This is a genomic window from Exiguobacterium sp. s141, from assembly GCF_018618085.1.
Lineage (GTDB): Bacteria > Bacillota > Bacilli > Exiguobacteriales > Exiguobacteriaceae > Exiguobacterium > Exiguobacterium mexicanum_A.
The window spans coordinates 175,526-197,603 of record NZ_JACSLJ010000003.1 but is presented as its reverse complement, the minus strand read 5'-3'; the positions used below and the strand labels follow the sequence as shown (position 1 = coordinate 197,603).

The window sequence follows — 22,078 nt, the reverse complement described above, 5'->3', positions numbered from 1 at the left end:
CGACCGAGAAAAAACCCCCATTTTTAAAATGGAGGTTAGCGTAACATGGATAGGGTTTTCGTCTTGCCGTCCGACAGTTTGTAGCGCACGACATAGTGGCGCGCCGTCGTCTGGACCGTGGCGGATGTGATTTTCGTCGTCTTTTCACCGATATGAATCAGCGTCAAATACTCGACTTGCTTGCCGCGCTTTGTCGTCACGACTTGATTGCGGCGTTGCCAGTCATAATCTCGGTATGACACGTAACTCGCACCGACGGCGACTTTCGGGGTCGTGCCGACCTCGAGTTGCAACAAGTGGATGGAGCGGTTCTGGTTGTCTTTAAACATGGCATGACGGCTTCCGCTCGAGACTCGGTTCAAACCGGTCCCAAGATGGAACCGCTGGACGAACGAGGTCGTGGTCGGACTCGTGATGTCATCGTACACGAGCACCGTTCCGTCGCGGTCGTAGGCGAGGCGACGGGTGTGCGTCATCCCCTGGCCGAGCAGTCCGCTCGTCCCGGCTGCCGTCCACTGTGTCGATGAAGCGCCGACCGAAGTGATTTGACTGCGTCGCAAGTTGCTCGGCGTCAATTTGAAGTTCTGTCCGGCAACATGGACGGTATTATGGGCCGCTGCCTGCATGACGACCTTTCGTTCGGGTCGATTCGTATAGGCGTAACGACCGCTCTCGACGATAAAGTCGCGTCCGTAACCGTAAAGGTCGATCGATAAATCGTCGGCATGTTTATGGATGTTGCTGTGATAGCCGGCCGTCATCATCACTTGGACCGCGTCGTGGAACGGACCGGCATTACCGCCCCAATGCTGACGGAAGAACGCGTACTGGTTCGACAACTTGCCGACCCGTGTCGACGGTTGCGCCCCAGATCTCCCTTGTGTCATCGCATAATACAAGTGTGAATAACGCTCGACATAGGGAATCGCGTCCGGACGGTGAACGATGGACGGGGTGTCACCGAACATCGGGAGTGTCCCGTTCGGCTTCAACATATACGTCAACGCACCAGGCATGTCTTTGACGTCTCCCATCCGGCTCGACAAGGCGAACCGGTTAGCAGCGGCCCAGTCGTTGAAACGGGCGAGCGTGTCATATAAATAAATCTGATAGAACGGTGAGTGCTCAAGGTGGACCCCGTCCGTGCTCAAGCTATGGTTCAACTGCTGTGTGAGCCGGTTCGTTGCCAGCGAACGCCATGACGATGAACGATAGAAACTTCGGTGCGTCTCCGCGACAGCGGTCAACGCCATGTCTTGGAACATGCCATGGTTATTGTTCGGCTTATAAAAGCTCGGTGTCGCGAGGAGCGTCGCGTGCTCATAGAGCGTCTTGGCGAACAGTTGCGAGAACGCTGGGTCGGTGTTGACCGTGGACGAGCGGAACTCGTTCCAGAAGTTGAGCAGATGGAACGTCCGGATCGCCGTGCCGTGGTCGTGATACGGCCATGGATAGCGTTTGTAGTTCCCAGCCGGATATTGCTTGGTCCAACTCGTTACGATCCGCTTTCCGTAACGGAGATACTCAGTGTTTCCGGTCGCGGCGTATGCTTGTGTCAACTGGTTCAACGTCGTGAAGTAATGGATTTGGAACTTGAACGACTTCGAGTCGACCTCCGGGACGCTGACGTCGAAGCGGTATGTATCGATGTTCGGGACGCGCAGCTGATAGGGCGGGGAGGGGATATACCAGTTCCCTTTCATCGCTGTGTCAGCCCGGATGACGGCGGTCTTGGCTGTCAACTCATCATAGTAGTACGGCGTCTGGCCACGGGTGAGCGAGCGCATATATTCGTGGGTCAGACGTGCATAGGTCGAACCAGAAAACGTCGTCAAGGACAGGTTTGTCGCCACTAGTTTGACGGCTTTCTTTTTCACGTAATAGATGGTTCTTCCGTCCTGGACTTTATAGTAATAACCGGACGTGCTGAGCGCCTTGAACCGCTTTGCTGTTCGCAACGTCGCTTTCGGCTTGAGCGTCTTGCCGACAAATTGATAAAGCGTTGTGCCGGAAGGGACGCTCACCTCATAAGGGGGTGTCGTCGCGGCCACGGCGGACTGTGGCGTCATAGTAGAACCCATCACGAACAACAGCACCCACAAAATCATCAATCGTTTCATAACGTCTTCCTTTCTTTGGCCGTTCAACCAGTTACGTGTATACAATTAGTATACAATTATATATTTAGCCAAAGAAAGGAAAATTCGATGTATTTTTCTGGAGGATTCAGGTTATAAAGCGGCCCAAACATTCTGCTTTAATACAATTTGTTGGACAGTTTCCGGATTCAAGTCGTATTTCGTGGAAATGGTGCGTGTCACCTTCGCTTTCAAGTCAGGATCGTCCGACTGTTCCGCTTCATAGACACGATTCCATGCTTGCCAGACACGTGCTTCCTTGTCCGAAAGTTGCGTGCCCCATTCTTTTTCTTTCAACTGCCACCCGAACGTCATGTCTTCATAAGAACCGGCTTTTACCGTATCAGCAAGGCTCCAATCTCCACCAGGCGCAAATACGGCCTCGCCGAGCGGGGATTCTGTACCGATATAGGCTTCATGGTCATAAAAACGGATGAGGGCGGCTTGGAACGTGTCTTGTACGGCCACCTCGTCAATCACATCCTGGCTGATCGATTGGAGTGTCTCGACGTCGGGTTGGCCGTGGACGATAACGTCATATGCATAGCGGACGGCCTCGTCTTCCTTCACGGCCTGCCTCGCCTCGATCGTATAGCGTCCCTCCTCATGTGTCGCCTCTGTTCGGGTGATCGCGCCATCGCGTTCCTCCTCGATAGACTCATGCGGCCATACATAGGCGGTCAAGATCATGGCGGGGATGAAGAGAAGACTGCGCCTTAGACGATACACCCATTTCGGTTTACGTTTCGTTGTCATTTAAATCACTCCAATTCTTATGTATAAAAAAATCCCCTGATGTCAGGGGATTAACGTGTGCGGTCGAGCCGTACGATTCGAGAATCGGGACTGTCGATCCCACGAACCAGCTCACTCAAAATTTTAGAACCTAACATGCTGTACACCGTTCCATTGCCCCCGTATCCGAGTAAATAAAAGAGATTGGGGCGGTCCGGGTGTTCCCCGATAAAGGGCAGTTGGTCGATTGACTCGCCGAACAAGGCTACCCAGGCGTATTCAACTGTCAAATCATACATCGGGAACAAAGCCTCGACTTCTTGGCGCAACCGCTCGGCCCGTTTTTGAATGAGCGCCTCGCTATGCGGCGTCTCTGGTTTCTCTTCATCGAGCCCGCCGGCGATGATGCGGCCGTCGACGGTCGTCCGTAAATAGAGGTACGGCCGTTTCGTTTCCCAAATGAGCGCCTGGCCATCCCATTCTTTAAAATCAGGGACGGGATTCGTCGCAATCGCATAAGAACGGTTGAGTTCGATTCGATGCGTGTCGAGGAGCGGGGCCGGGCGATAGCCGGTCGCGAAGATGACGTGGCCCGCCTTGAACGTTCCTGCTGGAGTCAGCACGAGCCAGTCGTCTCCGTCGGCGACGACTTCCGTAACGTCCGTCTCTTCAAAGATTGGGGCGTCCTGTGTCGACAAGTAACGGACGATTTGGCGGCTGAGTGTGAGCGGATTGACCTCGGCGTCCCCGTTCGTGATCAAGGCGGCCGGTTTGTCGAACGGATAGCGTGCGCGTAACGCCTCCCGGTCGAGCCATTCGGCTTGAAGCCCATGTTTCGTCAGCATCTCATACTCCCGTTTCAATTTGGAGACATCTGCCTCACTGCTGGCAAAGCAAAGGCTGTCGCGCCGGATGTAGACGTCTTTGGCATCGACCGTCTCGGCGACCTCGTCGAGCGCATCGACCGCCTCGGCACACAATTTATAGAAACGGACGGCATCCTCTTCGCCGATTTGCTCGGCGAGTTCATGCAACATGATGTCGTTCGAGTATTGAATGAGCCCTGTGTTCGCTGCCGTACTCCCGGCTCCGACTTTCCCTTGGTCGATGACGGCGAAATCGACACCGTCCTTGTAAAGTGTATAGGCTGTCAGCGTTCCCGACATGCCCGCGCCGATAACGAGTACGTCGTAGCGCTCTTTCTTGATTGGTTTTTGTAAGACGATCTGTTCCGATTCTGTGGTCGGCCAATATAAGTTCCCGTTGTGCATCTCCATGACGTCATCCTCCGATAATCAGCATCTTCTACTTAATCCCCGAATTTCACGAATGAAAACGCAAAAGGCCGCAGACAATCTGTCTGCGGCTTGCGTATTCGATTCAATCGTTATTTTTTGATGACGACCGTGTTAGCGGATGCGCCTTTCGTGTAGCTGATTCGTTTCACATTCTCTGCCCCGCGGATTTCCGCAAGGTTCGTTCCATCGACAATCACTTCTTTGACGATGGCGCCTTTGAAGTCGATGATGGCACCGGCTTCTTTCGGTTTCACTTGAACGACGACGTTTTTGAGCGGGTCACCTGTCAATTCCGTGTAGGCGCCGCGTACAAAGATGCCGTTCTTGAAGTTCGTGCCTTTGCCGATTGTCACGCCGATGAAGTCATCTTGGAGGACGAGGCGTGCCGCCTTGTTGTTCTCGACTGTGTAACGCGTCAATTCCACTTCTGGCTCCGGAGTGAGATCGATTTGTGCGAGGACCGGGTCGTGGTCACTGGCTCGGCCCGACATCTCCGTGAAATCAGCGTTGACGTGAATCATATCGATTTCGGTCGTCGCCGCTAAACGGTTCGACACGAGGATATGGTCGAGCACTTGCGAGTTCCCTTGATAGACGTACGAGTAACGGTCGACGGCCGGGACTTTCTCGACCATGTTCGTCATCAAGTCGCCTTTGAAGATTTGCATCGCATCCGAGAACTCGAAGTCGTTGAAGTCACCGAGGGCGACGACGTTCGCTTCTGGGTTGTCCGTCTTCACGTCAGCGACGAAATCATGGACGATTTGAGCGATTTGTTTCCGTTGGACTTCACTACCGAGCACGACCGGCTGTTTCGAGCCGAAGAAGCCAGTGTCGCCACCTTTCGAGTTCCAGTGGTTGGCGATGACGACGACGTTCTCGCCTTGGAAGTCGAATTGCGCCGCGAGCGGTTTACGTGAGCTGTTGAACGCCGGGTTGAGCGGGTCGATGCGGCCCGGGTTGTGCGTCAACTTGCCGTTCTCATAACCGACAGCTGTCGTTGCGTCACCGGCAGGGATGCCTTCTGTGAGCGAGACACGTTCCGGGTCATACAAGAAGCCGACACGGATGTTGGCGTTCGGTGCACCGCCATCTTTGTTGTTTTCTGGGTCGATGTTGACGTACTTGTACGATTTGCCGCCGATCGAGACGATATTGTCAATCAAGCGTTGATAGCTTTGGTCGGCCGCAGAATCGCCTGTGCCCTCACCGTTGTTGTCTTGAACCTCGGTCACGCCGATGATGTCCGGGCTGTTCAATTCCTCGACGAACGCTTTCGCGAGTTTAAGTGCCTTCTCATCCGATGTTTCCTTCACGTTGTTCGAGAAGTTCTCGAGGTTGTAAGAGGCGATCGTCAATTTGTCCTCTTCGGCTTCGATGAACGTCGTCTCGCGCTTGGCATCGCCTTTGACGAAGGCGGCTTTCATTTCGTCGAGTGAGGCTTGAATCTTGTAGTTTCCGAACGAGTATCCGACGATTCCGACGATCGGGCCGTTGAATCGGTCACCGGTCGCGACATCGAATTCACGCGCTTCCACGTTTGGTTCGAGACGGAATTGGATCCGTTCCGGGTTGGCGTCATCTTTTTTAAGAAGCACACCACCGTTGAACGTCTCCGTGGGTGTTCCTTCGAGCACGGTCACGAGGTCGCCGTATTGTTGTGGGGAGACAGATTTAAGGTTGCCCGTCTCGACGCGCATCCCTTCAAGGCTCTCCCAGAAGTCGATGGCGTCTTTGTCCGGGTTGAAGACGGCGAGGGCGTCGCTGTCGATGAACTCGGTCGGCAAGTTCGACTCGTCGATTTTCACTGGCGTCGGGAGGGCGACACCGCTCTTGATGACGTCAACACCACCGTTACGTGTATCGATTTGCGTCATCTTCATGTCCGTCTGTTGACGGTCGCTATATCCTTCGATGGCGTACTCGCTGACGAGACCTTTCACGCTGACGAGGTCTCCGACTTGAATGCCGGCGATCGAACGGCCGCCATACAAGATGATTCCTTCTGACGTGCGTGCGTCTTGGTCCGCTTCCATGTCAGGTGTTTGAATGTAGTAATACGTCGTTCCGTTCGAGACGAACGAGTACGTGACGATTCCTTCGACACCTTCGACCGTCTGTCCGTTCATCGGCGACGTATGGCTCGCGCCTTGAATGTCGTGGATGCGGATCTTGTCCGTGATTTTATAGTCGAACGTCGTCACGGCGCTGAACGAATCACCTGATTTGACGGCCACTTTGAGCGTCTTCGTTTCTTCAATGCGGACTGGTGATGTATAAAGCGTACCGTTCACTTTCGGGTCCGACCCGTCGAGCGTGTAATAGATGTCAGCGCCCGCTGTCGTCGTCGAGAGTGTCACGTCTTGTGGACCGACGAACGTGCCCGCACCTGGCTTCGCAGTTGCCGGACGGAGTACCGACGCGTCGATGACCGTGTCAGATGCGTCACGCGGGATGATTTGATACGTGTTATCGAACTGTTGCACGATTCCTGTGATTGACGAGTAGTTGACGTCCGTCTGTAAATCGAGAATGCCGCGCTCATCGCGCACGACGAATTCTTTCGTTCCGTCTGTGGCCGTCAAGTTTTGACCACTGCCCGAGAGCGTGACGTTATTGACGGTGACGAGTTCAGACTCGACGTCCTCATTGATCTGTTCGCCAGTGAGAACTTGCGCAGCCGGGACGCTCGCCGCTTGTTTTGAAACGACGACGGCGCTGTTCAATTGAAGCAGTTCACGATACGAACCGATTACACCCGTGACGACGACTTCATCCCCGACGTTGACGGCGAGTGACGTCGGACGGACCGAGAGGCCGCCTGTCGCATCTTGAATCGAAATCGTGTTGGCCAGTTTCGCCGTGACGACGCCTTTAATCGTGACCGTTTCACCTTCGGTTTTCGTACGGGCGTCACTGATCGAGATCGGAGTGACCGGCGCCGGTGGTTCTACCGTACCGCCATCGCCGTATTCGACGCCTTGGAACGTGTGGGCTCCGAGGTTCGTGAACGTATCGATTGGTTGTGTGTTCCATTCAGTGGCCGGGTCGAACGCATCGGCGCCGTTCGCATCCCCTGTCGTGACCGTATCTTTTCGAACCAACGACTGGTCAGCCGTGGCGACGCTAGTTCCCCATTTCGTACCCGGATCGAATCCGACTTGACCGAAGACGTCGAGCACCGTGTCGCCTTTTTTCAAGACGAGCGTGTCATCGCCGTTAAAGTTCGTCACACCGCTTGTCGTGTTCGACTTCGCTTTCAAGGCATCGCTCGCGTTGGCGTTGACGATGACATACGTGCCACCTGGCTCGAGCGTACCTGTCAAGTTGAGGGTCGTGCCTGGAGCCGTCCCGCCGTTTGAATACAGTTCAAGTTTATAGGCCGAGAGGTCGATGGCCGCATTCGTTCCATTGAACAGTTCGATCGCTTTATTGTTGCTAGAGCCTTCAACATATTCCGAAATGAATAAATCTGTAGCGTTCAACGTCTCTGCGTGTACGTTTGCCGCAATCGGCGTCATGCTGCTGACGATGAGTCCAGCCGATAAAGCGAGGCCGGTCATTTGTTTGAATGAACGTGCTTGTAATTTCCCCATGTGTTAGTCTCCCTTTGATTATGTAGATGGCCGATACGATGTCCCAGTTCGTGTGGTCACTTGCTTGAGCGGATGCCCCCTTTAGGTCAAAATGAAATGATAGCGCTTACATCACTCGACTTGAAGTAAGGAAGATGCGTTCATATTCCCTCCATCGATTGACGGATTCCACTATCATTTACCAACTTTTCAACTACATGTTAAACATAACCAAGCAGACGTCAGAACTCAATCCACTTATTGCGAAGTTCATATTACAGTTTGATTACAGACCAGAAGAAAACAAGGCAGAGGTCAATCGGGTTGACGGGACGTCGTCCAACTCTTACAATTCATTAATACAATTAAGTGTATCGGTTAACTGTGGATTAAATAGGGAGGAAACGAATGACGACAATTACTTATCCGGTCATCCCGGGAGCGGGCGCGTTTTATTATGAAGGAAATGAAATAGGAATCTTATTGTGTCACGGCTTTAACGGGACGCCTCAAAGTGTGCGTGATGTCGGGATCGCCTTGATGGAGAAAGGATTCACCGTCTATGCGCCTCGGCTCAAAGGACATGGGACGGACCCGGAAGAGTTCCGGCACTCGACGCGCCGTTGCTGGTACGAGTCGATGGAAGCCGGCATCCGTCTCTTGCGCGAGCGATGTCGACACGTCATCGTCGTCGGGCAGTCGATGGGTGGAACGCTGGCGATGAAGGCGGCCTTGTCCGGTCATGCCGATGCGATCGTCACCATCAATGCGGCGTTGTCGGTCCCGGGCTATGCCTGTCACGCCACAGATGATGTCTGTCGCTTCATCGATGAAGATGAACCGGACATCTGTGCACCGGGCGTGTATGAGATCGTCTATGACAAAGTCCCGACGTCAGCCATCCGTGAACTGCTCGCGCTCATCGAGGAGGTGCGCCCGATGGTAGCTGAGGTGGCCGTCCCAACGTGCGTCATCCATTCCGCCATCGACAATGTGGTCCCTCCAGAAGATTCGGTATGGCTCTACGAACAAGTACAAGCACCGAAACAACGGGAAGTGCTCGAACGCTCGTACCATGTGGCCACGATGGATTATGATCGCGAGCGGTTGGCCGACGTCATCGGTGCGTTCTGTGAACAAGTCGCGACCATCTCTAAAATGTAGTCCTCGGACTGCATTTTTTTATATGTGATTATTTGCAAACGCTTGCACAAGTGCTATTCTAGGATTAGATTCATCCTGAAACAGGTATTGCTGTTCAAGTATATAAAATATAAATGATGAGATGTAGGAGGCAAGCGGCGTATGGAGTCGATGGTCAGTAGACAACAAGAGAAGCAGAAAACGGTCACCCGCACGTGGTGGAAAGAAGCGATCGCATATCAGATTTACCCGCGTAGCTTTAAAGATTCGAACGGAGATGGAATCGGCGATCTCCGCGGTATCATTGACAAGCTGGATTACTTAGAAGACCTGGGGATCGATGTGATTTGGATTTGTCCGATGTATAAGTCTCCGAACGATGATAACGGATATGATATCTCGGACTATGAAGACATTATGGAAGAGTTCGGAACGATGGAAGACTTTGATGCGTTGCTCAAAGCAGTCCACGCCCGTGGAATGAAATTACTGTTAGACCTTGTCGTCAACCATACCTCTGACGAGCATCCATGGTTCGTCGAATCAAAAAGTTCGAGACACGACCCGAAGCGGGACTGGTACATCTGGCGTGACGGAACGGATGAGGCACCTCCGAACAACTGGGCGAGTATCTTTGGGGGCTCGGCTTGGGAATACGATGAAACGACCGAGCAATATTATTTGCACGTCTTCTCTAAAAAACAGCCAGACTTGAACTGGGAAAATGAAGAAGTGCGTGGCGCCGTCTATGACATGATCAACTGGTGGCTCGACAAAGGAATCGACGGATTCCGAGTCGACGCGATCAGTCACATCAAGAAGATGCCAACTGAGACGATGTTGCCGTCTCCAGACGGGAAACCGTACGTCACGGCGTTCTCCATGTATTCGAACATCGAGGGTATCCACGACTATCTGCAAGAGATGAAACAAGCGACATTCGCCAAGTACGACATCATGACGGTCGGTGAGACGAACGGAATTGAGCCACAAGCGGCCGATTTGTGGATGGGACCGGAAAACGGGGCGATGAACATGGCGTTCCATTTCGACCACGTCGACATCATGCGCAAGTCACGCCTGGCTCCGCTCGATGTCGTCAAGCTGAAGCGGATTTTTGACAAGTGGCAACAAGGCCTGCTCGAGACGGGATGGAACGCTCTCTATATCGAGAACCACGACATGGTGCGCGCCGTCTCGCTCGTCGGGGATGAGAACCATTACTGGCGCGAAAGCGCGACCGCCCTTGGCATGATGTACTTCTTCATGCACGGGACGCCGTTCATCTATCAAGGTCAGGAAATCGGCATGAAAAACGTACCGCTCCCTTCGATTCATGACTATGACGATGTGGCGACAAAAAATGAATATTTCGAACGGATTGCCAACGGTATGAGCGAAATCGATTCGATGCAACACGTATGGGGCACGTCGCGCGACAACGTCCGCACCCCGATTCAATGGGACGCGTCACCGAACGCGGGCTTTTCGACGACGAAGCCGTGGATGCCGATCCACGAAGAATATGAGACGCTTAACGTCGACGCCCAATCGAAGGATGCCCACTCGATTCTATCGTTCTACAAGGCGATGATTCGTCTTCGTCGGGCCGAAGAGACGTTCACGTACGGCAGTTACCGTGATTTGCTGCCGGACCATCTGCAAGTGTTCGCCTATGAACGGAAGTTTGAAGAACAGACATTTTATGTCGTCGTCAACTTGACGGCAAACCCTGCCGAGGCGACGCTTCCTGGTCTCGACAAAGCGACGCTCGTCTTGACGAATGAGATGGACCCTGAGACGATTGAGACGGAAACGTTTATGATGCGGCCGTTCGAAGCAAGGTTGTATCGTTTATAATTGAGAAGGCACCTTCACGTCGAAGGTGTCTTTTTTAGGAGGTGGGATCATGCATCACTTCGAGATTAGAAACGAGGAGACGACATTCCGGTTCGTCATCGCGGAAGCGTCACGAACCACGTTGCGGCTCGTTCACGACCAGGAGCCAGAAACGGTTCGGACAAGTGATTACGTCCAGTTCGCGAATGATTTGACTCGCGTCTATCACGAGTTGAACGGTGCAGCCAGGCTTCAAAATGCAGACGGGCGAGACATTTTGACAATCTCATTTGAACGCGGCCGGGTCGAGGTCGAGACGGCGTGGGGGCAAACGAAGCGTCGATTGAGGACCGATCAAAGTTACTTGACGAGAACGGTCAGTCAAATCGGCATCGTGGAATAGATTGTGACAAACGCGGGAAAAGAGCATATGATAGAGGTTGACTATACGGAAAGGGGTGTCGGGTATGGATGGCACGAAACGCGCGGACATTCGCCCAGGGCTCCACGTCCAGATTGTCCTAAAACAAGATCAGCGGAGTGGGAAGTTGACGTCAGGCGTCGTCAAAGACATTTTGACGAACTCGCCGCGTCACCCGCACGGCATTAAAGTACGCTTAAGCGATGGACAGGTCGGTCGGGTGAAAGTGATCGAAGCTGGAGGTGAATGATATGAGTGAAAAGAAATTAAGTTTTCAAGAGGCGATGAAGCAAAAGCTCGCCGAGAAGAAACAAAACGATACGAAAGTGCCGACAGGACTTCGTGGGACGAAGCAGAAACCGTTGACGAACCAGTTGACGAAGAAGCCGAACAACCAGAAGAAACGGACGGGCATCTAAAAAGCAGCCGCTCAGTGAGCGACTGCCTTTTTTGTTTGTCCACGTTTGTTCAGTCATGTGACGTACCGATGAAATAGCCATTGTTGAAGTGGTCGAGCAGTTGTTGATAATACTTCATCTGTTCGATGTTCTTGCTTGCGAGCGCCGCGTCCGCACCGGCAAGCAACTCACCGACGGTCAACCCGACTTCACTATTGTCTATGGCGTAGACGAGTTCGAGGTCGAGCACATCAGCACCGTTTAACAAGACGTTAATATTTGCCGCCGTCAGTTGCATAATCAATCGTTTCTCTTCGGTCATTCCTTTTTTCGCAGGATCCATGAGCAGGGCTAGTGCTTCACGGTCGTCAATCACGCTATAGGTTTGGCCGTCGATCGTAATGAGCGTTCCATAGGAGAACGTCACTTTGTCGAAGTTGAATGTGTTTTTCCAGAAGCCAATCGTATACACGTCATAGTCGTCCATTGGTGGCGGTGGTGGCGTACATTCTTCCACCGTCAACGTGACGTAGCGGACCCAAGGGGTACCTGATCCCGGATCACCAGGATAAGCCGTCTCGCTAGAGCCGTTCACGACCGTATCCAAGTGAAGGAAGACGTTAAATTGGAATCCGTCCGATTTGAGTGTCGACTCTAACACGCCTAAATAGCCCGCGAGGTCCGCATACGGAATTAGCAAGTGGGTCGGATCGACGTTTGAGTACGCTTTAAAGTCGTATCCTCCTGGGTTTCCTCGTTCCAATGAGCCGCTCAATAGACGGAAATCAATCTTGATATTCTCCGGTACATCTTGCAAGACGACTCCGTCATTCAAATCGATGACAATCTTCAGCCCATCGGTCACGAACTCAAAATCAACGGTACCAATCGGGATGTTTTGTCCCGCATAGATTGTCGTGTTCGATGTCGTCGACACACACCATTGTTGACTACTTTCTTCCGCAACGACTCCTTTCATTGGCAAGAGCGACAGCACGAACAAGAGCACGAACAAGAGTGACCACCATTTTTGATGCTTCTTCATCTCGTTCCCTTCTTTCCTCCTGATGACTGAACGTGGTGTTATAGAAGGTGCGCACCTATAGTTATTTATTACCCGGTAAGTTTTGGTTCACTCAAGAATCAGGGAAATAATTCAAAGGGAACGAGAATAGTTTCATAACCTTCATAATAAAACCTATTCATAAAGCGAATGGTTTGAAACAAGTTGAATGTACATATCAAAAATTAGTAGGGAAATAAAGATTTATTATTTCTTAGGTTTAACTTTGTAAGCGCTTTAAATAAAGCTATCACTCACTTTTTGTTATATAATATATGAAGTTTGTGTGAACTGACCTATAAAAAAATTATTGCTAATTGTCAGAATCTTTGTATAATTCAGAACTAAGACATCATAAAACATTTCAACTTTAGATTCACACAACAGGGAGGAACTTATTCATGGAAGCTGTACAAAACTTGCTGCAAGGAAGCGTCGACTTTTTAAACAACATTTTATGGTCGTACGTGCTCATCGTCGGATTGATCGGGGCCGGGATTTACTTTACGGTCAAAACAAGGTTTATGCAGTTCCGTTACTTAAAAGAGATGTTCCGGGTCGTCACCGAAAAATCAGATGTCACAGACAGTAAGAGCATCAGCTCGGCGAAGTCGTTCTTCATTGGAGCGGCAACACGGATCGGTACAGGGAACTTGGCCGGTGTCACAGTTGCAATCACGCTCGGTGGACCAGGGGCGGTCTTCTGGATGTGGGTTGTCGCTCTCGTCGGTGGAGCGACCGCGATGATCGAGAGTACACTCGCGCAAGTGTATAAAGTAAAAGACGATGTCGCATACCGCGGCGGTCCTGCTTACTACATCGAAAAAGGTTTGAACAATCGTGTCCTCGGTATTGTGTTTGCGGTTTTGATTGCCTTCACATTCGGTCTCATTTTCAACTCAGTCCAATCGAACACAATCGCGGCAGCGTTCGATAACGCCTTCGGTCTTGAAGCCGCTGTTGGTGGAATTGCACTCGTCGTCTTGACTGGACTCGTCATCTTTGGGGGCGTCCAACGTGTCGCCAACGTCTCAGCAATCGTCGTACCAATCATGGCTGTTCTTTACTTGGTGATCGCGCTTTACGTGGTCGTTGTGAACATCGCAGAAATACCAGCTGTGCTCGGTATGATCTTCAAGAGCGCATTCGGTATCGAGCAAGCGTTCGGTGGATCGGTCGGTGCAGCCATCATGATGGGTGTCCGTCGTGGTCTCTTCTCGAACGAAGCAGGTATGGGTTCGGCACCAAACGCCGCAGCGACGGCAGAAGTGTCACACCCAGCCAAACAAGGTTTCATGCAAACACTCGGTGTCTTCTTAGACACATTGATCGTCTGTACAGCAACAGCAGCCATCGTCCTTCTCTCTGACAGCTATGCGGCAGGGAATGGCGAAGGAATCGCACTCCTTCAAAACGCATTGTCTGAACAAATCGGTTCATGGGCTCCGGCCTTCATCGCTGTCAGTGTCTTCTTGTTCGCTTTCAGCTCGATCGTCGGTAGTTACTACTACGGTGAGACGAACATCGAGTTCATCAAGAAGAGTAAAGGTGCCGTCTTCGGCTTCCGCCTTCTCACGATGGGCTTCGTCTTCCTTGGATCGGTCGCAAGCCTCGGGTTCGTTTGGAGCCTTGCCGACTTGTTCATGGCCGGGATGACGTTAATCAACTTGGTAGCCATCACGCTTCTCGGCGGCGTTGCCTTCAAAGTCCTTCGTGACTACGAAGAACAGCGTGCCCAAGGTCTCAACCCGCGCTTCTCGGCCCGCAAACTCGGCATCGAGAACACGGAATGCTGGGATGTCGAAGAAGAAGAAGTCGCACAAGGAGCGGTCCAAGCGGCTGCTGCCGACTCATCTAAAGCTTAATTTCATTCAATCAAGCAATAACAGGGGCCCTGCGCATCGGGGCCCCTGTCTTTTTATGCGTTTTGACGGATCGATTCAATATTTTTCTCGGCAGGTTTCGCGTTCAAATGGACGTACGTCCCGGCGACGAACAAAGCGCCTCCGACGATGTTGCCAAGCGTGGCAAACACGAGATTGTTCAACGCCAGCCCGAGATTGATCGCCTCAGATGGGGCGTAATAGAGCGCGAGCCCGAAGATGCCCATATTGGCAATCGAGTGCTCGAAACCGGCGGCGAAAAAGACGACGACCGGGAGCATCGTGAGCATAATCTTCGCAACGTCATTTTTCGTCTTCAACGGCATAAAGATAGCGATACAGACAAGGATGTTGCACAAAATCCCTTTCAAGAAAATCGCGAGTACGTCTCCGCCCATTTTTTTCGCGGCGACGACCGATAACAGGTGGTCGGCACTGACGTCGCCCATGCTATGGGCACCGATGACGAGCCCGACGAGGATGAGCGCACCGACCAAGTTACCGAGCCAGCTGATGCCCCATACGGCCGTTAAATCGCGCCAGTCGACACGTCCGCGTTTCGCGCCCGTATACAAATACATCGTATTGCTCGTGAACAGCTCTCCGCCCGTCCAAACAATGAAGACGAGGGCAACCGAGAAACTCATCCCCGCGAACAGCATCGTTCCTGGCACATCGATGAACATGTTTCCGACGGAGAAGGCAAAGACGACCCCAATTCCAATCAGAAAACCGGCGACGATGGAGCGGAGTGCGTAGTGACCGAACGCGTGACGCAACAACGTCGCTTTTTTATAGGCGGCTTCTTCCATATACTCGACAGCTTGTTTTTCCATTTGAACACGGCCTCCTTTAGACAACTTAAGTCTAGGAGGTCTACAAAAAGTTTGCAATTGTTTTCACAAACTTTTTTGAAAGCCGTTTCAACTGTTCACATCGTTGCCACGAGTTCGACTTTCATCCGGTCCGGATCTTCAAAGTAAAGCGCGGTGTAGGACGGTCCTCCGGCGTGCGGGAACCGATCGGCGTAGAGCTCGGTGAATCCGTGCTGTGTCAGTTCTTCACGGAAACTTACGAGTTGCTCAATCGACTCGGCGTGGAAGGCGAGATGGTTCAACCCGGTCTTCTTGCGATGGTACGGCGGCTCGAGATAATCGGCCTCGGTTTGGACGAAGACGAGATACGTATCGCCGAAACGATAACTCCTTCCTTCTTCCCATTGTTGGTAGACGGTATAGCCGAGCTCAGTGAGGAGCCAGTCCCACGCCATGAGGCTCTTGTTCAAATCAGAAACGTACAGTTCGACATGATGTAACATTGGTCTCATCCTTCCGTCGGACGTTTCAAATTTGTCCGTTTAGTATAATGGTTATTATATAACGAATGCAGGGGGAACCATATGGACAACACGGGGCTTGTCTCGAACATATTGATTGCGGGGAAGACCGGGGTCGGCAAGAGCGCTTTTTTAAATTATATTTACGGGCGTGATGTAGCCGAGTCACGTGCCGGCAGCCCAGTGACGGCGGAAGGGCTGCATGAATATGAATACTATGACCTTGAGCGAGGCATCTTGTTCCGTTTCTTCGATACATGGGGACTTGAGGCGGACCGATCCGACGAATGGCATGAGGCGGTATTGTCCATCGTCAATCAACGGGAAGGTGCACTCGATATCGCCGATTGGTTCCATACGATTTATTACTTACTGTCCATCAACTCGGGACGCGTCGAGGCGTACGAGTTAGAAGCCATTTTAAAACCGCTCTATGCGAAACGAAGCAACGTCACGATCATCTTGACGAACTATAACCCGGACAGTGCGATGAACGTCGAGAAGGCGGAGGCGATGGAAGCAGTCCTCATGCGTGAGCTCGGAATTTCACGGGATGCGATGATTCGCGTCAACAGTGTCGAAAAGAAGTTGCTCGGTGGACAAGTCGTGCCGCATATCGGATATGAGGCAGTGTGGCAACGTAATCGGACCAACCTCTGGAAAGACGTCGAACGAAAACTGCCACACAACTTGACGCGTCATTTATTGACCGAGTTAGAGGCGTGGCGCGCCCGAAGCTATCGTTCGGCTGAAACAATCCGCATGATCACCCCGCAAGTGATGATCAGCTGGAAAGCCCGCCAAATCGAAAAAGACTTGGAACAAACACTCGAAGCGGCCGCCGAGACCACAGAGGCCGCGATGGCCCAAGGTGTTCGTCACTACATTCAACTGATGGAGCGTTATCCGCTCGTCGGTGCCCCGTCTGACCTTGTGTTCAAAACACGCCGGGTCGAGCTCGGGTTTGACTATTCATTCAATCGCACCGTTCGGAAGATGGTGCTCGGGATGATCCCGGGCGTCCACTTCATCTATTGGGCGTTCAAACGGAGGACGGCGGAGCGAGGTATCAAAAAAGCTGTCGATCAGCAATACGAGTTGGTCAAACAGACGATTGAGCTGGATGTGCGCCGTGGTTTCGAGGAAGAGATGCGACGGCTTGGCCGAACGCTCAATCAATGAGGAGGAACTGACATGGAGAAAAAAGTCCCATTCAATTTGGATACGTATGACTTAAAAGAAGAACTCGACCGGTTGCGCGGAAAAGTAAAAAAACCGAACATCTTGATCGCGGGAGCGACCGGGTCGGGCAAGAGTTCCGTCGTCAACCAAGTCTTCGGTCGTGACTTGACGAAAGTCGCCGCCGGCGAGCCGGTGACGCGCGGGATCCATCAGTTCATGAGCGACGACATCGCCATCGTGCTTTATGACAGTGAAGGGTATGAGATTGGGAGTGCCCGGCAACAAGCATATGCTGATGAAGTCATCGGTTTCGTCGAACGGGCCCAGACGAAAGGGGCGGCCGAACAAATTCATCTTGTCTGGTATGCCATCAACGCCTCGATGAAACGGGTCACGCCGCTTGATCGGGCGCTCATCAAACAATTGAACGAAGCGACGTCGGTCGCGGTCTTGTTGACGCAAATCGATCAAGTCGACCTAGATGAACTGACGGCGCTCCGAAACGAGTTAGTGGACGTTGTCCCGGAACAGGCCGTGTTCCAAGTCAGTGTCGCTGAAGAGCTGTTGAATGACCAAGAACTTCGGAACCATCTCGATTGGGAGCGTCTCGTCACCTGGTCTGTCGAACAACTCGACCAATCGCTCCAAGAAGGACTGCTCATGGAGATTCACGCAGAGAGCGAGGCGATGCTCAAGCTGAAACGGAAGAAAGCGAACCGGATCATCTCGGGTTATGTCGCCAGTGCCGGGACGGCGGCGGCGGTCCCGCTCCCATTCGCCGATGCGATCGCGCTCACGCCGATTCAAGTGACGATGAGCGTTCACTTGTTCCGTTATTGGGGTGTGAAAGCGAATGACGATATGTTGAAGACGCTGATTGGGAGCACCATCATCCCTCAAATCGGTCGGGCGCTCTCGAAGACGATTTTATTGAACGTCATGAAGTTCTTCCCAGGGGCAAACGCCGCCGCGAGTGTCATCAATGCGACTGTCGCGTCAGGCATCACCTGGGCGATCGGGCTCGCCATCAACGAAGTGGCGTACCGGAACGCGATGGACTCATCGAAAACAATCGAGCAACTGCTCAACAGCGACTTCGGCTCGCTATTCGAGCAATTCATGGAGCAAAATCCAGTAACGAAAAAGAAACCTTGATTCGACACGTTTGATAAACTGGTCGAGACAAGACATAGGGGGAGACGGAATGAAGAAACGCATTTACATTACGAGACGGTTACCGGAAGAAGCAGTGGCGCCACTGCGAGACAAGTACGAGGTCCGCATGTGGGAAGAAGAAGCGAAGAGCGTCCCGCGCGACGTCTTGTTGAAAGAAGCGGCGTCAGCGCATGCGCTCTGGACGATGCTCAGTGATACAATCGACCGGGAAGTGATTGAACAGGCCTCGCAACTCGAAGTCATCTCGAACTTGGCGGTTGGCTATAACAATATCGATATTGGAGCGGCCAAGGAACGCGGCATCGTCGTGACGAACACGCCGGACGTGTTGACAGAGACGACGGCCGATCTCGCGTTCGGATTGATGATGATGACGGCACGTCGGCTCGGGGAAGCAGAACGCGATTTACGAGACGGCGAATGGAAATCGTGGACGGCGATGGGTTACGTCGGGATGGACTTGTACCGGGCCAAACTCGGGATCATCGGCATGGGTCGAATCGGGGAAGCAGTCGCACGTCGGGCCCGCGGCTTCGACATGGATGTGTTGTACCATAATCGGACGCGTCGCCATGAATCGGAATCGATGTATGGCTTTGTCTATGCGGAACTCGACGAGTTGCTCGAACAGTCCGACTTCGTCGTCGTCCTCGCGCCGCTCACCGAAGAGACACGTGGGATGTTAGGCGCAGAGCAGTTCGCGAAAATGAAAGAGACAGCGGTCTTCATCAACGTCGCTCGTGGCGAGATTATCGATGAGACGGCGCTCTATGAAGCACTGAAGGAACGGCGGATTTGGGCGGCGGGACTTGATGTGTTCGCTAAAGAACCGGTGGCGATGGACCATCCACTCTTGACGCTCCCGAACGTGACGACGTTGCCGCATATCGGCAGCGCCTCCATCAAGACAAGGCTTGCCATGATGGCGCTCAATCGGGAAGCCATCGTGAACGTGCTCGAAGGAGAAGAGCCGAAAAACCGATTAACGTAAAACAAGGACCTGACCGGGTTGTGGTCAGGTCCTTGTTGCATCTTGGTTAGAAACGGCGGATATTGTCTGGATCTTCGTAATCGTTTCGGAGGGCCCGGTCATCGAGTCCACGCAACTTGTTCTCACGGTCAGTCAACTCGGATTTTTTATCCAATATGTCCTGCTCGGGGTCGACGGCCCGGTTTGGATTGTCGGCCGTCGATTCGTTGAACGGTTTCGAATCGATTTCTACACCATCAGACGTATGGCGATCGTCCCGGTTCGCGTCACGATGTTTCGGGTCATTATATGGCTCCGAATCAATCTCCACACCATCGGAAGTGTGATGATCTGAGCGGGTCGAACGGGTCGTGTCAGATTTCGGATCATTATACGGCGTCGAATCGATTTCAAGCCCATCGGCCGTATGGTGGCCTTGGTGACTCGTATCGTGTCTCGAGTCGGTATAAGGTGACGAATCGATCGTCAGCCCTTCATTATGACGACGCTCGAAGTCTTCATCCACATAGATTAAAATCTTTCCAGCCTCGACATCGCTGTAGTGGCGCTTCACCTCGTCCTCGCTCAAGCCCATATTGCGAAGTCCGGCATGGACATCCTCATGTCCGCTCAAGAAAGCCCGTACCTTATCAAACCAGCCGGCGTGGTGTGCTGCTTCGGTATGGACGTCCGTTTGACGACGCAAAATCGAGACGTTATCTTCATGTTTGGCGACGACATAGATGTCTGAGTCTTTATAGCCCTTCGCACGCAACTCCTCGACTTTTCCGAGTGCCGCGTCCTGTGTGTCATACATGCTGATAAACCGTTTCTCACTCATCTTCGTTTCCTCCTTATAATCGCCGGTGGTCTTCTAGACCGGAATGTCCGCGGACGATCGGGTCCTCTTTCGTACCGCGAGGTTCTTCGTCGTGATCATTGAACGGCTTCGCGTCGAAGGCGATGCCATCTGCTTCTTCCCCTTTATCATGGTCGAGTTCACTATCTTTCTTATACATATTCGGATAGCGTTCGTATGAGTGTTTGTCGATGTAAAGCAATAATTTGCCGGCATCGATCGACGTATAATACTCTTCAGCCTCCGCATCACTGAGTCCCATGTTCCGCAATTCATCACGAATGCGGTCACTGCCGTGAAGGAACGCTTTTACACGGTCCAACCAGTTGACATCGCGAATCCCCGATTCGGCGTTCACCTCGGTGTGGTAGCGCAAAGCAGAAATTTCCCCGTCCCGCTTGGCTACGACGTGCATGTTTTTCTCGGCTTCCCCAGCTTGCTTGAGTTCATTCACCTTATCCATGACTTCTTGCTCGTTATGGAATAATCCAATAATTTTGCGATCCGACATGTTGTGCCTCCTTCATAATCGTTTATTTTATAAATCGACGTCACGCTATTAGTAATTTCCGTTATAGCAAAGGTTCAAACAAAAAACGCCATCTCCTAGAGAGAATGGCGTGATCAATAATAAATCATTAACGTCTCATTGCCGAGGTGGCACCGCGTGTTCTTCCAGACGAACTCGATCAATGTCCACATGGCCATGAATCCGCTGATCGCAAGCAGGATGAGCGCATACACAGGTGTCAATTGAATCAAGAACGACCATCCGAGTGCGAACAAGATGGGTTGGGTCAATAACACGAAACCGACGTACAGGGCTATGATGAGCAATGCGAAGACAATCCGTCGTCCTAGTGTTTGGAAGTGGTGACGGAAACGGGTCAATAGGCCAAAGATGGCACCGGTCAATAGAACAGGGAGGACGAAGCCGAAATAATCGAGCGGGTAAGGCGTAGCGGGTGCCGTAAACAAGCGCAGACTGAACACATCATCCATTACAAGCAATAAGTTGGCGTAGGCGAATGCCAAAATCATACCGAGTAGCCAACCGAATTGATTCCAGACGCGACGAGATGACTTGATTGCCTCAATTTTCGTATAGGCTAAAAAGGAGACATCACGCATCTCGACATCCTGGAGCTTGACTTGAACTTCGTTGAGCCGCTCAATCGCCCAATCGAATTCCCGATTCGCCTGCGCTTTCTCATGAGGTTTCAATTCATCCGTCGCCTCAATCATCATATGGTAGCGACGTTGGTATTCTTCGTTCGTCGCCGGTTGTTCAATTAAAAATCGAGCATAGTCGTGCGCGTTTTGTTTCGTGAGTCCTTCGAGAGGCTGCCCGTTCTTTTCCGCCTGTTGAATATAGCCGGCTAAACTGTCGAGCAAGCGATCGGCTTGCTGCTTGTCATCTAATAAGTCGTTTAAATGCGTACGGACTTGATCGTAAAACTGTTGAACGACCGGGTCGTTCGATACGTGTAGTTTCAGAAAAATTCCTCTCTTCTCATAGTTAGATTATTTCGGGGGTGGGTCGTTATGCGACAGCGTCAATGATTCGAAATCACCTTGTTCGATGCTGCGGATGAGAATCTCACTGCCGCCCATATTCGTCGCCAACGGGATGGAATACACGTCGCAGAGACGCATCAAGGCGCTCACATCGGGTTCGTGTGGCTGGGCCGTCAACGGGTCGCGGAAGAAAATAATCATGTCCATCTCGCCGCGGGCGACGGCGGCGCCGATTTCTTGGTCCCCGCCCAGCGGACCGGATTGAAAACAATGGACCGGCAAACCGGTCGCTTCGGCGACGCGCTTCCCGGTTGTGCCGGTCGCGAACAATTGATGCTTTTGCAAGACGTGGGCATAAGCTTTTACGAGCACGATCAAATCATCTTTTTTCTTATCGTGGGCAATCAGGGCGATGTTCATCTTGATTCCTCCTCAAAAGACTTCTTCTTTTAATTCGTATCACATTTACTTGAGAAAGACACGACTTCTTTCTTACTAGAATCACTTTCTAAAAAAACGTTTTGACTTGAATCATGTATAGAGG

Annotated in this window: 20 protein-coding genes; 9 read left to right on the top strand and 11 right to left on the bottom strand. The window is 52.1% G+C overall.

Annotated elements, in window-relative coordinates; translation table 11 throughout:
• Positions 1-35: 35 nt before the first annotated feature.
• The 4 genes from KNP74_RS09435 to KNP74_RS09420 all read right to left on the bottom strand — a co-directional run bounded on the left by KNP74_RS09435 (position 36) and on the right by KNP74_RS09420 (position 7,767).
• On the bottom strand, positions 36-2,120 hold the full coding sequence (locus KNP74_RS09435; RefSeq protein ID WP_214764123.1) for an alginate lyase family protein: 2,085 nt from the start codon (positions 2,118-2,120) through the stop codon (positions 36-38).
• Positions 2,121-2,231: 111 nt separating this feature from the next.
• Complete coding sequence (locus KNP74_RS09430) at positions 2,232-2,894, bottom strand: hypothetical protein (protein ID WP_214708308.1); 663 nt, start codon at positions 2,892-2,894, stop codon at positions 2,232-2,234.
• 50 nt (positions 2,895-2,944) lie between these two features.
• Positions 2,945-4,150, bottom strand: coding sequence for an NAD(P)/FAD-dependent oxidoreductase (locus KNP74_RS09425; protein ID WP_214764122.1), 1,206 nt, complete (start codon positions 4,148-4,150; stop codon positions 2,945-2,947).
• 110 nt (positions 4,151-4,260) lie between these two features.
• The gene (locus KNP74_RS09420) at positions 4,261-7,767 is read right to left on the bottom strand and encodes a chitobiase/beta-hexosaminidase C-terminal domain-containing protein (RefSeq protein WP_214764121.1); all 3,507 of its coding nucleotides are present in this window, start codon (positions 7,765-7,767) and stop codon (positions 4,261-4,263) included.
• 387 nt (positions 7,768-8,154) lie between these two features.
• On the opposite strand from KNP74_RS09420, the gene KNP74_RS09415 reads away from it, so the two are divergent.
• The 5 genes from KNP74_RS09415 (at position 8,155) to KNP74_RS09395 (ending at position 11,568) form a co-directional block, all read left to right on the top strand.
• Complete coding sequence (locus KNP74_RS09415; protein WP_138860163.1) at positions 8,155-8,910, top strand: alpha/beta hydrolase; 756 nt, start codon at positions 8,155-8,157, stop codon at positions 8,908-8,910.
• A 141-nt stretch (positions 8,911-9,051) separates the two neighbouring features.
• Positions 9,052-10,749 (top strand): glycoside hydrolase family 13 protein, encoded by a 1,698-nt coding sequence (locus tag KNP74_RS09410; protein WP_371816329.1) that lies wholly within the window; start codon positions 9,052-9,054, stop codon positions 10,747-10,749.
• 49 nt (positions 10,750-10,798) lie between these two features.
• Complete coding sequence (locus KNP74_RS09405) at positions 10,799-11,131, top strand: hypothetical protein (protein WP_034780474.1); 333 nt, start codon at positions 10,799-10,801, stop codon at positions 11,129-11,131.
• A 64-nt stretch (positions 11,132-11,195) separates the two neighbouring features.
• Positions 11,196-11,399 carry a YwbE family protein gene (locus tag KNP74_RS09400; protein WP_021067949.1) on the top strand — a complete coding sequence of 68 codons (204 nt, stop codon included), beginning with the start codon at positions 11,196-11,198 and terminating at the stop codon, positions 11,397-11,399.
• Position 11,400: 1 nt separating this feature from the next.
• Positions 11,401-11,568 (top strand): hypothetical protein, encoded by a 168-nt coding sequence (locus KNP74_RS09395; protein WP_200881508.1) that lies wholly within the window; start codon positions 11,401-11,403, stop codon positions 11,566-11,568.
• Between the two features lie 49 nt (positions 11,569-11,617).
• Here KNP74_RS09395 and KNP74_RS09390 read toward each other — a convergent pair whose 3' ends face one another.
• Positions 11,618-12,592: a hypothetical protein gene (locus tag KNP74_RS09390; RefSeq protein ID WP_214764119.1), complete on the bottom strand. Its 975-nt coding sequence runs from the start codon at positions 12,590-12,592 to the stop codon at positions 11,618-11,620.
• Between the two features lie 419 nt (positions 12,593-13,011).
• Here KNP74_RS09390 and KNP74_RS09385 point away from each other — a divergent pair, with 419 nt between their 5' ends.
• Positions 13,012-14,475 (top strand): alanine/glycine:cation symporter family protein, encoded by a 1,464-nt coding sequence (locus KNP74_RS09385; RefSeq protein ID WP_214754390.1) that lies wholly within the window; start codon positions 13,012-13,014, stop codon positions 14,473-14,475.
• Between the two features lie 53 nt (positions 14,476-14,528).
• Here KNP74_RS09385 and KNP74_RS09380 read toward each other — a convergent pair whose 3' ends face one another.
• Both KNP74_RS09380 and KNP74_RS09375 read right to left on the bottom strand, forming a co-directional pair.
• Positions 14,529-15,329 carry a formate/nitrite transporter family protein gene (locus tag KNP74_RS09380; protein ID WP_034780479.1) on the bottom strand — a complete coding sequence of 267 codons (801 nt, stop codon included), beginning with the start codon at positions 15,327-15,329 and terminating at the stop codon, positions 14,529-14,531.
• A gap of 95 nt (positions 15,330-15,424) precedes the next feature.
• Positions 15,425-15,811 (bottom strand): VOC family protein, encoded by a 387-nt coding sequence (locus KNP74_RS09375; protein ID WP_034780480.1) that lies wholly within the window; start codon positions 15,809-15,811, stop codon positions 15,425-15,427.
• An 81-nt stretch (positions 15,812-15,892) separates the two neighbouring features.
• Between KNP74_RS09375 and KNP74_RS09370 the strand changes: the two genes are divergently transcribed.
• The 3 genes from KNP74_RS09370 to KNP74_RS09360 are packed head-to-tail and all read left to right on the top strand — an operon-like array spanning position 15,893 to position 19,178.
• Positions 15,893-17,011, top strand: coding sequence for a GTPase (locus KNP74_RS09370; protein ID WP_138860160.1), 1,119 nt, complete (start codon positions 15,893-15,895; stop codon positions 17,009-17,011).
• Positions 17,012-17,023: 12 nt separating this feature from the next.
• Positions 17,024-18,166, top strand: a complete 1,143-nt coding sequence (locus KNP74_RS09365) for a YcjF family protein (RefSeq protein ID WP_214764118.1) — start codon at positions 17,024-17,026, stop codon at positions 18,164-18,166.
• 49 nt (positions 18,167-18,215) lie between these two features.
• Positions 18,216-19,178 carry a 2-hydroxyacid dehydrogenase gene (locus KNP74_RS09360; RefSeq protein WP_214764117.1) on the top strand — a complete coding sequence of 321 codons (963 nt, stop codon included), beginning with the start codon at positions 18,216-18,218 and terminating at the stop codon, positions 19,176-19,178.
• A gap of 46 nt (positions 19,179-19,224) precedes the next feature.
• On the opposite strand, the gene KNP74_RS09355 is transcribed toward KNP74_RS09360, so the two are convergent.
• The 4 genes from KNP74_RS09355 to mgsA all read right to left on the bottom strand — a co-directional run bounded on the left by KNP74_RS09355 (position 19,225) and on the right by mgsA (position 21,954).
• Positions 19,225-19,998, bottom strand: coding sequence for a YflT domain-containing protein (locus KNP74_RS09355; RefSeq protein WP_131471951.1), 774 nt, complete (start codon positions 19,996-19,998; stop codon positions 19,225-19,227).
• Positions 19,999-20,011: 13 nt separating this feature from the next.
• A complete protein-coding gene (locus KNP74_RS09350; RefSeq protein ID WP_138860157.1) occupies positions 20,012-20,527 on the bottom strand; it encodes a YflT domain-containing protein in 516 nt (171 codons plus the stop codon).
• Between the two features lie 113 nt (positions 20,528-20,640).
• Positions 20,641-21,411 carry a hypothetical protein gene (locus KNP74_RS09345; protein ID WP_240731273.1) on the bottom strand — a complete coding sequence of 257 codons (771 nt, stop codon included), beginning with the start codon at positions 21,409-21,411 and terminating at the stop codon, positions 20,641-20,643.
• Positions 21,412-21,540: 129 nt separating this feature from the next.
• Entirely contained in the window at positions 21,541-21,954 is a 414-nt protein-coding gene (mgsA, locus tag KNP74_RS09340) for a methylglyoxal synthase (RefSeq protein ID WP_138860155.1), read from the bottom strand.
• Positions 21,955-22,078: the final 124 nt, after the last annotated feature.